The organism is uncultured Psychroserpens sp., from assembly GCF_947500255.1.
Taxonomy (GTDB): Bacteria; Bacteroidota; Bacteroidia; order Flavobacteriales; family Flavobacteriaceae; genus Psychroserpens.
The window spans coordinates 135422-147947 of record NZ_CANMRL010000005.1 but is presented as its reverse complement, the minus strand read 5'-3'; the positions used below and the strand labels follow the sequence as shown (position 1 = coordinate 147947).

Genomic DNA, 12526 nt, shown 5'->3' with positions numbered 1-12526 from the left:
CAAAGTCAACATATTGAAAACTATAAAAATTGGAGGAGTACCAGAGCACTTTAATCTCGCTTGGTATTTAACATTAAAAAATGGTGAGTACAAAGAAGAAGGTATTAATTTACGTTGGAAAGATTATTTTGGTGGCACAGGAGCCATGAATAAAGCACTTCGTGAGGAAGAAATCGATATTGCTGTCATTTTAACTGAAGGTATCATAAAGGACATTATTGATGGTAACCCATCTAAAATTGTACAAACATTTGTGCAATCGCCCTTAATTTGGGGAATTCACGTTGCAAATGATTCAAAATACAACACAATAGACCAGTTGAGAGGGACTAAAGCAGCCATTAGTCGCTATGGTTCAGGTTCTCATCTTATGGCATATATAAATGCCGAAAACAATGAATGGAATCTTGATGAAGACATGAATTTTCAGGTGATTAAAAACCTTGATGGCGCTGTAGAAGGGCTGACTAATGGTGATGCAGATTATTTTATGTGGGAAAAGTTTACTACAAAACCTATCGTTGACGATGGTGTGTTTAGACGTATCGGAAACTGTCCTACACCATGGCCTTGCTTTGTAATTGCTGTAAGAGAAGCCTTTTTAGACACCAACCTAGAGGACGTTAAAACAATACTTAACATCATAAATAATACCACTCAAGAGTTTAAGCAAATCCCTAGTATTGATAAAACTATTGCAAATAGGTATGACCAAAAGTTAGAAGATGTACAAGAGTGGTTATCACTTACAGAATGGTCTCAAAGCCTTATTGATGAAACTTCAATCAATACCATTCAAGATAAATTATTGAATTTGGATATTATTCCAAAAAAAGTTGATTACGATCAACTTGTAAGACAAATTAATTAATTTTTAGCTAGGAAAAACTAAAACTCAGTTGTTATATAATTGATAGATTTGGCTATTTATAACGTCTAAAAATTAACAAAATTTTAGCTTTTTATTTCGTTAACTTTCTATTTATCAAAATTTTAATTACATTTACCCCAACCAAATTTATGTGCTACTTGACAAAAACTATACAATATGATAATAACAATTACTCTAATACTTTCATCTTTAGTTGCATTAAATTTTTTGTTATTGATATTTAGCTGTAACAAAACAACTAAGAAAGTTACTACAGAAAATAAAGTGATTTTTAAGCCTACTAAACTACAAAAACCAACTAAACAACTTACATCTTCTCAATTAGCTCCTACAGGAAGCTAAGCTGTTTACCAACGTATTTCTTTTATATTTCTAGATTTCAATTCTGTATTGGCTTTACTAAAATGTTTATTGCCAAACCAATATCCTCTATTAGCACTTAATGGTGAAGGGTGTCCAGACGCTAATACTATATGTTTAGTAGAATCAATAAGTTTAGCTTTCTTTTTAGCAAATCCGCCCCAAAGTAAGAACACTACGTTTTCTTTTTCATCACTCACTAGCTTGATTACTTGATCTGTAAATTGCTCCCAACCCTTATTTTGATGACTACCAGCTTGATGCGCTCTAACACTCAATGTTGCATTGAGCAATAGTATGCCTTGTTTTGCCCATCGCTCTAAGTTACCAGACTCAGGATAAGGAATATCTAAATCGTTTTCGATTTCTTTAAAAATATTAATAAGCGATGGCGGATGTGAAATACCATCTGCAACTGAGAAACACAATCCGTTAGCTTGACCATCTCCATGATAAGGGTCTTGACCTATAATAACAACTTTAACAGCGTCTAAAGGACATAGATCAAACGCAGAGAATATTTGTGATCCAGGTGGAAAACATTTTGTTTTTGCATACTCATGCTTAACAAAATCTACTAAGTCTATAAAGTACGGCTTTTCAAATTCGTTAACTAGTCTATCTTTCCAGCTATGGTGTATATTTACTTTCATTTTATCTAAAAAAGAATCTTATTATCTAAAATATGAAATATGTCATAAATTTGTAGTATCATTTATAGTATATTCGCTATTACAAACATTAATTAGCTTAAAAACAAATAGATAACAAATCTTAACCTTAACACCATGTCACAAGAATTAAGAAATAGAATACAGAGTTTATTAGATAAACCTCTGCTTGACCTGGAAACGATCGATAAAATTAGCCACAAGGATTTTTTAAATAATTACATAAAAAAAAGAAAACCGGTTAAGATTACTAATATGATGGGAGACTGGGGAGCGACTAAGAAATGGTCCTTAGATTATTTTGAAGAAATTGGAAAAAACAAACAAGCGTATATTTCTAAAGGAAATATTAGACAGCAAGAAACTAAATGGGAATATGGAAATTTTATAGACTACGTAAAACAAATTAGAAATGCTAAAGATCATAAAGATGTTACGTATCTAGCAAACCTTTCTATTATTAGAATGTTTCCAGAACTAAAAGATGATGTTGATTTCTCTATACTTTCTGATCATAAAGTAAAAGACTCTATGTCCATCTGGATTGGTCCAAAAGGAACAATCACTGGCTTTCACCAAGATAGAGCAGACAATATTCTTGCTCAAGTTAAAGGATCTAAAGTTTGGTTAATTGTCGACGACAAGCAATCTAAATATATGTATCGCAGTAAAAAATTCGAACCCGGATCAATTTTAAGCGAAATTGATTTAGAAAATTTTGATCGCGATAAATACCCTTTACTACAAGAAGCAGATATCTATTACGTAGAGATCAACGCTGGTGAAATGGTTTTTAATCCGAAAAACTTCTGGCATTGTGTGTACTCAACCGACACGTCACTAAGTGTCAACTGTATGTCTTATACAAACTATGATTACATCGAAGGAAAATTAAAGAGTTTTGCTAAGGTAAGTCTGCACAACTTAGGGTTGTACGGAACCGAAGATTGTGTATGCCATTTTATTGATGATAATGGAAAGCGCATAAGACGTTAATGACTATTAGATTTAAACATTTTATTAGTATCTCATTAATAATTACCTTTGCGTCTTTTAGTATTTAGAGGTAAACATTAATGATTAATATTCACGAAAAAACATTACAAGATATTGAGTTTTACTCAGTTTTGCAGCAAGTTGCAGAGCTTTGTATAACCGATTTGGGAAGACTTGAAGCTTTAAAAATAAAGCCATTTTCTTCGCAAGAACTTGCTATGCAATCTCTTGAATACACTAATGAGTATGTCTCTTCATTTTATAATGATAATAGAATCCCAAATCATGGTTTCGAGCCTATCACAAAGGAAATCAAGCTTTTAAACATTGAAAATTCTTATTTAGAAACTAAAAGCTTTAAGAAAATTGCCTCTATTACTCTTTGTGTAAATGATATCTTAGTATTTCTAAAAAAGTTTCAAGAGTACTATCCTTCTTTGTATCAATTGTCTTCTAATCTTGAGGTAATTAAACATGTGGTTACAGAAATAGATGCGATTATTGATCGCTTTGGAGATGTAAAGGATAATGCATCAGAAACACTACATCAATTACGAAAAGCCATAAATTTAGTAAGGGGAAAAATCAATCAAAGCTTTTCATCTGCGCTAAACACCTATCACAATCTCGATTACCTAGATGATATTAGAGAGTCTGTAGTAGAAAATAAGCGTGTACTTGCTGTGAAAGCTATGTACAGACGTAAAGTGAAAGGCAGTATTATGGGCAGCAGCAAAACAGGAAGTATTGTTTACATACAACCTGAACAAACTTTTCAGTACGCCAGAGAACTCAATAATTTAGAATTTGACGAAAGTGAGGAAGTTGACAAAATACTTAGAAACCTCACAGAATACATAAGACCTTACGCGGCTTTATTACAACTCTATCAGAGCTTTTTAGTTAGCATAGATGTCGTTTACGCCAAAGCAAAATATGCGCAATCAATAAATGCTATACGACCTGAAATTAACAATGAGAAAGTCTACATAGCAAAAAACGCTTATCATCCACTACTCTATTTATCTAACAAAACCGAAGGCAAAAAAACGTTTCCGCAGTCTATCATTTTAAATCCAGAAAATAGGATCATCGTTATTTCTGGACCAAATGCTGGAGGAAAAAGTATCACGCTAAAAACCATTGGTTTATTACAAGTCATGTTACAAAGTGGCTTATTAATTCCGGTTCATGAAAAAAGTAACATTTGCTTATTTGATAGAATCATTAGTGACATAGGTGACAATCAATCAATTGAAAACCATCTTAGTACATATAGCTACAGATTAAAGCAGATGAATTTTTTCCTGCGGAAATGTAACAAGAACACCCTATTCTTAATTGATGAGTTTGGTACTGGTAGTGACCCAGAACTTGGAGGCGCTTTAGCCGAAACATTCTTAGAAGAGTTTTATCATCGTGAAGCTTACGGCATTATAACGACCCACTACTCCAATCTAAAAGTATTAGCAAACGAACTGCCATATATGCAAAATGCCAATATGATGTTTGATGAAAAAAGCTTAGAACCTATGTTTAAACTGGTTTTAGGTCAGGCTGGTAGTTCATTCACATTTGAAGTCGCTCAAAAAAACGGTATTCCGTACAGCCTTATCAATCGTGCAAAAAAGAAGATAGAGCGTGGTAAAGTTCGTTTTGATGCAACGATAGCGAAACTTCAAAAAGAGCGTAGTAAACTTGAAAAGACTGAGCGCTCCCTTAAAGAAAATGAGAAGAAAAAGCAATCAGAAGCCGATAAACTAGAAGAAGTAAATGCTAAGGTTCAAAAAAAGCTAGAAAGCTTTCAAGAACTCTATGATACGAATCAGCGTTTGATTTATCTCGGACAAAAATTTAATGATATTTCAGAAAAATACTTCGATAACAAAAAGAAGCGTGAGCTTATGGCAGAACTATTTAAGCTGGTTCAGATAGAAAACTCCAAGCGAAAGAAAGTTTCTGCTAAACAAAAACGTACCGAAAAAGCAAAAGAAGCTCAAATCAAAAAAGAGGCTGAAAAGAAAGTTGCTGTGATTCGTCAAAAGAAAAAATCGGCAAAGAAAAAAGAAATCAAGGTTGAAAAACCGAAACCTATTTTAAAAGTCGGTGATCGTGTACGAATGCATGACGGAAGAGCCGTAGGATCTATTGACTCTATCGAAAAAGGAAAAGCGATAGTAAACTATGGTATTTTCACGACTAATGTTAATACAGATTTGTTAGAGTTAGTTGAAGCCAAGAAGTAATTCGTCATTATCTATTCTATTGTGATGTCTTAAACCTAAACGGTTTTTTGAAAAGAAGTCTGCCTTAGCTAGACACTTGCGATTTAACTCAATTTTTAAATACCTTAGAATTGGTTATCGTATCTTTGTAATGTGATAGAAAGCCTGCCTAAACATAAACAATTAATTCTCTTTGATGGTGTATGCAACTTGTGCAACTCATCTATTCAATATATCATCAAACATGATAAAAAGGACCTTTTTATGTTTGCTCCTCTACAGAGTTCTATTGGAAAACAAATTATTAATGAATTTAGAATTGATACAACAAAAACAGATTCTATATTATTGTATTCTAATGAAAATGGGCTTTCAAGTAGATCTACAGCAGCTTTAAAAATTGCAAAGCATTTAGGGTTTCCAAGACATCTCTTAGTGATTTTCTTCATCGTCCCAGCCTTTATACGTAATTGGGTCTATGACTATATTGCAAAAAATCGATACAAGTGGTATGGCAAAAAGGACGAATGTATGATTCCTACGCCAGAACTAAAAGCAAAGTTCCTGACATAAAAAAAGCCCTTTCGGGAAAAAGGACTTTAATAATTAACAACTAATTAAAACTTAATTTAACTCTTAAATAATTTCTTAATCAAAGAGGGATTATCTAGTATTAGATGAATTTGATTAATAGCACATTATTTATAGTATAAATCTACTCCATAACTCAAATTTTGAGCAAAAACATCGGTATAAACCCAAAAATATTTGTTCAAAAAACGAGACGTGCAAAAAACATCTATGAGTTGCACTATTAGATATAAACCTTTTCAAACTCAGCCAACATATAGTTTTACTCATTCAACTTATATCTTCACTCAACTGCTGTTTTATGATTAAAAGGGGTGTTATAGTTTTAACTCAAATAAAACCTTCACATCATGAAACAATTTACATTACTCCTATTTTTAATAACGGCTATTAGTTTTGCTAACACTAAAAAAGGAACACCGTCAAAGCTCGAAAAAGTGACCGTATATCTTAGCGGAGCACAAATTGAAAGAGTAGCAAATATTTCGCTTCCAATCGGTACAACCGAATTTATATTTGATAGATTATCACCAAATATTGAAGAAAGCAGCATCCAGATATCTGGACTGGACAATGCTACAATCCTATCAATCAATTACGGTATCAATTATTTGTCAAAGCAAGACAGAACTGAAGACGTTGAAAATATTCAAAAGCAAATTAAAGTGATCTATGACGATGTTCAGGCGCAAGACCATCTCATTGCTGGCTACAGTGAAGAAATATATCTCATTACACAAAACAGAGTTTTAGGAAATACTAATGAAGCTGTTAGTCTAGAAAAACTTAAAACCTTTGCGACGTATTACAGAACTCGAACTACCGAAATTAAAGCTAAAATTTATGCTTCCCAAAAATTAAAAAGAGAACTGAATGCTCAAATTTCAGATTTAAAAAAACAACTCAATGAGCTTAACGTGGATGATAAGGTTCAAACTGGCGAAATAAAAATCAAACTCAATTCTGATGTCAAAACTGAATTAAAACTTCAGATCACCTATAATGTGAGTAATGCTGGTTGGTTTCCTATTTATGATATTAAAGCTGAAAAAATAAATGAGCCTATCCAATTAATCTATAAAGCACATGTGTATCAAAATACAGGAAATAGTTGGGATAATATAAAACTAACACTATCCACTAGTGATCCAAATACCAATAACGTGAAGCCCGATGTAAATCCGAAATACTTAAACTTCATTAGTGCCAATAGTAACTATCGCAGCAATAGAGCGACAAAAAATTACAATTACAAATACAATCCATTGGTAAAAACTGTATCTGGTGTTGTGACTTCTAGTATAGACGGACTACCATTACCTGGAGCAACTATTATAGAAAAAGGAACAACTAATGGTACGCAGACCGATTTTGATGGCAAGTATTCAATTAATACAAAAGGTGGAAAAGAATTGACATATACCTATGTTGGCATGAAAACTGAAAATCTACCTATTCATTCTAGCATTATGAATATTGCAATGGATACTGATGCCAGTGTATTGGATGAAGTTGTTGTAGTTGCCTATGGATCAAAATCTAAAACAGCATCTGTCGGTTATGTTAATCGTGTTCAACAAATGATGGATCAAGATTTTGATGAGGAACCATATATAGAACCTGTAAACTACACCTCTAATGGAGATATCATAGAAGAGGGAATTACCAATACGCGTTTTGAAATCAATAAATCATACACCATACCAAGTGATGGTGATGTGACTGTAATTGAAATTGAAGATTATGAAGTACCAGCATCTTACGCCTACTTTGCTGCTCCTGTCTTAAATGAAAATGTGTTTTTAACTGCTAAAATTGATGATTGGGAACAATACAATTTATTGCCAGCCGAGGCCAACGTATACTTTGAAGGGAGCTACTCTGGAAAAACAAATATCAATCCACAAAGCACAACTGAAAAACTTACTATCTCTTTGGGTGTTGATCCAAATGTGGTTGTTAAACGCACGCAACCAACAGATTTTAAAAAGAATGCCTTTATTGGTAGCAACAAAATCATTTCTAAGCATTATGACATTGAATTAAAAAATAATAAGTCTTCAGCGATAGATTTGATACTATATGATAGAATTCCAATTAGTCAAAATAAAGAGATTAAGATTGATGATATAGAAACAGGTAATTCTGAATATGATGATAAAAAAGGCATCTTAAAATGGACTATCAACATGCCAGCCAATAATAAGGAGACATTTAGCTTTTCATATATCGTAAAATACCCAAAGTATAAGCGGGTAAATTTATAGATCAATAAAGCCTTAAAGCGACATCATCAACTTGAGCCTTACTTCGGTTAGTTAGGAACAGATCAAGTTCTTCTTTAGTGTGAAGGTCTAACAATAAAGAAGTTTCAGAATTAAAACCTCAGATTAGAAATGTTGACTTTAAGGCTTTTTACTTTAAGCTCTTTAAAATAAAGTCCAAGTTCTTATTAGAGTTATCGTTGTTGATGTAAGAATCTGTATAATACTTTGAAGGTATAGCTAACCCAAGATCTTGAAGTTTCTTGATGGTATCTATATAATCTAAGGTCACTTTTCCAGTGAGAAGAATATCAAGATCACCACCTTGCTTCGCATAATTATAAACACGATTGATACCTGTTAGATATTGATGATCTTTGGTAAAGCCTCCTCCTCTATGCACTCTAAGTGTTATTGAAAATGCCTTATCTCTATTGAGTTTGTATTGACTGTAAAGTAAATCAAACGTATCAGCAAAGCTATAACCTTTATTAAGTGTATCTACAGCTATGACACGATATGCCAGTTCTTTAAGACGCTTCATAGTTAAACATCCAGACATGTATTCTGAATACACTGCTAAGCCTTCTTGAGTTTCTACGTTATTTGGAAACCCATTTGAGAATACTTTTAATGGTTGCGCCAATCCGTTAAACGTCGTAACCATGTGCACACCAACTTCATGGTTGGTTAAAACCTTTAATTGATTTTTACTGAATTTATGATTTTTATGTAATACTAAAGTTTGTGAATGGTTTAATACCATAGCTGCAGCTGAAAGATTGGTAGACAACTTGATATTGTAATCAAAATCATAACGCTTAGAATACTCCTTAAAATAATCTACGGCATCGTTCGCTGAATACATAGGTAACATCTCCTCATCAAAATCACTATCATCAAAGCGCAAGATAAATTTAGCATTATCAATATCTTTCTCTGTTGGTGTACCAAAACTCTTGAGGCTATTAAAGTAGAATTTACGCCCTTGGTTAATGGTTTCAATACATTCTATCAACCCAGAGTATTCATAGATTACATCTTCATACAACTGTCTAATATCATCATCGGTTATGCGTTCCAGTCTTTGAGAAAAGAATAGACGATGCAATTTATAACCGTTAAACCTCATTTTCGGGTATTTAAATACGGGGTCGTAGGTAAACTTTGAAGAAAAGAATTGTTTTTTCTCGCGTTGGATATTCAACGGATTAATATAATTAAGTACCTCTATCTTTTTAACTAATCGATTTAAATTAGCATCAATATCAAATAAATCTTGGTATTCGTCTGTACTTGTAATTTGTGGCATTGTTAAGCGTGCTTTTTGTAAAAATTTGCGGCATGCTCTGGTAATCTTGTTCTCAACTGTTCTTCAACACTTGCAACAACTTCTGGGTAAATAACATAATTGTATTCATCACAGTAGACCTTTGCAATCTCAGTTGCCAAAACTAAGGTATTTTGAAAGTTTTTCGTTATAAATTTCAAGAAATATCCATTTCCTTGAAAGGTATCATTGATTTTTGAAGTGGATTTTATTTCATGAGGTAAAATCATCTCTGATAATCGCTGCCTCCATTGTTCGATATCGTCTCCAAATCTATCATTATCCACATTAGAAGTTCCTAAATTCCATGTTGGCACTTCTCGATCCCAACGTTTCCAATTGTAACTATGCATATCATAAACTATAGCCACACCAAATTTTGCTTCGAGCTTCGTGATTAAAGCGTGAACAACCTTATAGAAATTCTCATGCTTTTGCAAGCTCTTTTGTTTTTTTTCTTCGGAAAGTGGTTCATGCCATAACTGTTTTCCCCAAGCTGTATCAAAAACAGCATCTTCGGGTGCTCTGTTTAGATCGTATTCAAAACGCGAATCACAACCTGCAATAACAATAGGATGAGATTTTACCATATTTTTTGTTTCAGGATCTTCCTCATACCAGCGTTCATAGCCTGTATGAATACAATTCTCCCAAAGCTCTTTTCTAAATTGATGTCCGTCGTGCACTGCTCCACAAGCATAATGAACATATTCATCTATTTTGATCGTGAATGAATAATCCTCTGCCACAGCGTGAAAGCATTTTTCAGTATTGATATTCTCAATGATGGTTTGAATTGGTAAGCGCTCCATAAAATCTAACTTAATATTCTTTTTAAGCTATTGTATATAGCATGTTCCATTTGATCCATTCGACCGTCCGCAAAAGCCATTAATTTGATGTCGGCAAAAAGGGCATCAGGATGATCACTATAAGTAGATTCTGTATTTACAGCATCCACAATTTTAGTAATACTCTGATAATCGTTATCACTTTCAAATTCGGTTTTGATGTGCTTATACGTCTCTTTATCTACTCGAGATAAGATATACTCATGTTCTTGTTGTGTTTCTTTTAAATCAGAATGTGCCACATATAATAAAATATAGGCTACTAACTCTTGCTTTGTCCAATTAGTGTGTGCCATCGTCTTATCTGTTATTTAAATTGAGCTCATATAAAACGTTTTCAAAGTTAAAATGAGAATAGTCAAAGTTCTTCTTAAAGCTTATACAAAATAAAGCTAATAATAATATCACAAAAAACACATATATAGCATTATATTTTGCATGCAAAATTATTTAGTTAATGTTCCAAATTCTGTCCACGAGCCATCATACACCGATATGTTTTGATATCCAGAAATTTCTGCAGCCAAAGCCAAAATACAAGCCGTGATCCCAGAACCACAAGAAAAGGTTAAGGGTCTATTCGCAATATCAAAAGATTTAAATATAGCTTTTAATTCTGCTTCAGGTTTTAAGCAATTACCATTCAATAATTTGGCATACGGGAGATTGGCCGAATTAGGAATAGTTCCACTTCGCAAGCCAATTCTAGGCTCAGGAGCAATTCCTTTAAAGCGGTCTTCTGAACGCGCATCTAGGATACCACAGTTTTCATCTCTAGCAATATCAAGTATGTGATGAAAAAAACGCATTTTATCTTGCTGAAAATTAGCTTTAAAATCTCCTTCTTCCCAATGCGATATAGCTAATGAAGTTATTGTGTTATAGTTATGACGTTTCCATTCTGGAAGCCCTCCATCCAATACTGCAATGTTATTGAATCCAAATGACCTGAATAGCCACCATACTCTCGGACTCCAATATATACCTTTATCATCATCATAAACAATAATCAAGGAATTGTTATTTATACCTAGGTTTCTGGCCTCTCGTTCAAACTGTTCTTGCGATGGAAATGCATTAGGAAACTCATCATCTGTATCACTGAATTTTCCTTTAATATCAAAATATCTAGAGTTTGGAATATAAGTTTGCGAGGTAAAATCATCAGCTTTTAAAACTCGAGCATCTAGAATAACAAGTTCCTCAATATGTTGATTTTGAAACAACCATTCACAACTTACAATAGTCGAAACTAATCGACTGGCATTAGGCATCTTCAACAGTTTTTCTTAAACGTGTACGTCTGTCAAATGCTTGTAATTGATCAACTACTTTACTTTCAAGAAAATCAATAACACGTTCTTCAACTTTAACCTTATTCTTATAGACTTTGTTGATATATGTAATTCCGCCTGGAGACATTACATTTACCTCTACAAGTTTTCCACCTATAACATCAATTCCAACAAAATATAAACCGTCTTTAACCAATTTTGGACCTATTTGCTTACATAATGCTTTTTCAGCTTTGGTTAGTGTATGCTTTTGAACCGAACCACCTGCAGACACATTAGAACGATGATCATCAGTACCAGGAACACGTTTCATAGCTCCAACTGGTTCTCCATTAAGCAACAAAATTCTAACATCGCCTTGATCGGCGCCTTCAATATAATCTTGAAGAATCACATAGTTTGATGTGCCATCGCCACTCGTGATATAAAAGTCTAATAACGAATTAATATTACTCATTGCCGATTTTTCAATAAGTATCACACCAGAGCCTCCAAAGCCATTTAAAGGCTTTAAAATCATTTTATCAGCTTTAGACTCTCTAATTTGTTGTATGAGATAGTTTTTATTTTTTGATACATGGGTATTCGGAATGATATTACTATGAGCATCACCAAAAGCAGCAGTATACAATTTGTTATTTGCCTCACGCATACCTTGCAATGAATTCACTATAAACACATCGTCCTTAACTGAATCTAAAAAGTTAAGCATTATGGGATCCAATGGCGGATTAGCTCTAAAGAAAATAGCATCAAAACCAGCAAGCGGTAACATTTCTTCTCTTAAGGTTGCTTTATTATAAAAAGCTTTTAATGTTGATGGCACTTTTTCCATACGATTAATAACCGTACAAAATGCATTAGTTACACTATCTCTAATGGTTAAATTAGCAGGTGTGCACATCGCAACACCATGTCCTCTTTTTGCACATTCTTTTATTAAGGCTAAACTTGTATCATTTTCAGGATCTATTTGTTCCCAAGGATACATGATAAAACAAATATTCATAGTCAATTATTTTGGTTGGTTATTTTATAAATTTAAAAAGAA

Annotated in this window: 11 protein-coding genes; 5 read left to right on the top strand and 6 right to left on the bottom strand. The window is 33.1% G+C overall.

The annotated features are described in order from the left end of the window. Nucleotides 1-13 precede the first annotated feature (13 nt). Nucleotides 14-871, top strand: a complete 858-nt coding sequence (locus tag Q0783_RS14310) for a substrate-binding domain-containing protein (protein ID WP_298757585.1) — start codon at nt 14-16, stop codon at nt 869-871. 368 nt (nt 872-1239) lie between these two features. Here the strand turns inward: Q0783_RS14310 and ung are convergent, their stop codons facing one another. Further along, on the bottom strand, nt 1240-1905 hold the full coding sequence (ung, locus tag Q0783_RS14305) for a uracil-DNA glycosylase (protein ID WP_298896228.1): 666 nt from the start codon (nt 1903-1905) through the stop codon (nt 1240-1242). A gap of 135 nt (nt 1906-2040) precedes the next feature. Here ung and Q0783_RS14300 point away from each other — a divergent pair, with 135 nt between their 5' ends. The 4 genes from Q0783_RS14300 (at nt 2041) to Q0783_RS14285 (ending at nt 8002) form a co-directional block, all read left to right on the top strand. After that, nucleotides 2041-2919 (top strand): cupin-like domain-containing protein, encoded by an 879-nt coding sequence (locus Q0783_RS14300; RefSeq protein ID WP_298896226.1) that lies wholly within the window; start codon nt 2041-2043, stop codon nt 2917-2919. Nucleotides 2920-2999: 80 nt separating this feature from the next. Further along, complete coding sequence (locus tag Q0783_RS14295; protein WP_298896224.1) at nt 3000-5165, top strand: DNA mismatch repair protein MutS; 2166 nt, start codon at nt 3000-3002, stop codon at nt 5163-5165. Between the two features lie 132 nt (nt 5166-5297). Then, a complete protein-coding gene (locus Q0783_RS14290; protein WP_298896222.1) occupies nt 5298-5717 on the top strand; it encodes a DCC1-like thiol-disulfide oxidoreductase family protein in 420 nt (139 codons plus the stop codon). A 368-nt stretch (nt 5718-6085) separates the two neighbouring features. After that, complete coding sequence (locus Q0783_RS14285) at nt 6086-8002, top strand: mucoidy inhibitor MuiA family protein (protein ID WP_298896220.1); 1917 nt, start codon at nt 6086-6088, stop codon at nt 8000-8002. 148 nt (nt 8003-8150) lie between these two features. Here Q0783_RS14285 and Q0783_RS14280 read toward each other — a convergent pair whose 3' ends face one another. From Q0783_RS14280 to gshB, 5 genes are all read right to left on the bottom strand, one after another. Beyond that, nucleotides 8151-9311: a flavohemoglobin expression-modulating QEGLA motif protein gene (locus tag Q0783_RS14280; RefSeq protein WP_298896218.1), complete on the bottom strand. Its 1161-nt coding sequence runs from the start codon at nt 9309-9311 to the stop codon at nt 8151-8153. A gap of 2 nt (nt 9312-9313) precedes the next feature. After that, the gene (locus tag Q0783_RS14275) at nt 9314-10141 is read right to left on the bottom strand and encodes an N-formylglutamate amidohydrolase (protein ID WP_298896216.1); all 828 of its coding nucleotides are present in this window, start codon (nt 10139-10141) and stop codon (nt 9314-9316) included. 5 nt (nt 10142-10146) lie between these two features. After that, nucleotides 10147-10476, bottom strand: coding sequence for a hypothetical protein (locus Q0783_RS14270; RefSeq protein WP_298757564.1), 330 nt, complete (start codon nt 10474-10476; stop codon nt 10147-10149). Nucleotides 10477-10626: 150 nt separating this feature from the next. After that, nucleotides 10627-11454, bottom strand: a complete 828-nt coding sequence (locus Q0783_RS14265) for a sulfurtransferase (protein WP_298896214.1) — start codon at nt 11452-11454, stop codon at nt 10627-10629. Beyond that, entirely contained in the window at nt 11447-12484 is a 1038-nt protein-coding gene (gshB, locus tag Q0783_RS14260; protein WP_298896213.1) for a glutathione synthase, read from the bottom strand. The genes Q0783_RS14265 and gshB overlap by 8 nt, the downstream gene beginning before the upstream one ends. Nucleotides 12485-12526: the final 42 nt, after the last annotated feature.

Coding starts and splice junctions, on each gene's coding strand:
- ung (WP_298896228.1), bottom strand. CDS start 1,905: ATGAAAGTAAATATACACCATAGCTGGAAAGATAGACTAGTTAACGAA.
- Q0783_RS14300 (WP_298896226.1), top strand. CDS start 2,041: ATGTCACAAGAATTAAGAAATAGAATACAGAGTTTATTAGATAAACCT.
- Q0783_RS14295 (WP_298896224.1), top strand. CDS start 3,000: ATGATTAATATTCACGAAAAAACATTACAAGATATTGAGTTTTACTCA.
- Q0783_RS14285 (WP_298896220.1), top strand. CDS start 6,086: ATGAAACAATTTACATTACTCCTATTTTTAATAACGGCTATTAGTTTT.
- Q0783_RS14280 (WP_298896218.1), bottom strand. CDS start 9,311: ATGCCACAAATTACAAGTACAGACGAATACCAAGATTTATTTGATATT.
- Q0783_RS14275 (WP_298896216.1), bottom strand. CDS start 10,141: ATGGAGCGCTTACCAATTCAAACCATCATTGAGAATATCAATACTGAA.
- Q0783_RS14270 (WP_298757564.1), bottom strand. CDS start 10,476: ATGGCACACACTAATTGGACAAAGCAAGAGTTAGTAGCCTATATTTTA.
- Q0783_RS14265 (WP_298896214.1), bottom strand. CDS start 11,454: ATGCCTAATGCCAGTCGATTAGTTTCGACTATTGTAAGTTGTGAATGG.
- gshB (WP_298896213.1), bottom strand. CDS start 12,484: ATGAATATTTGTTTTATCATGTATCCTTGGGAACAAATAGATCCTGAA.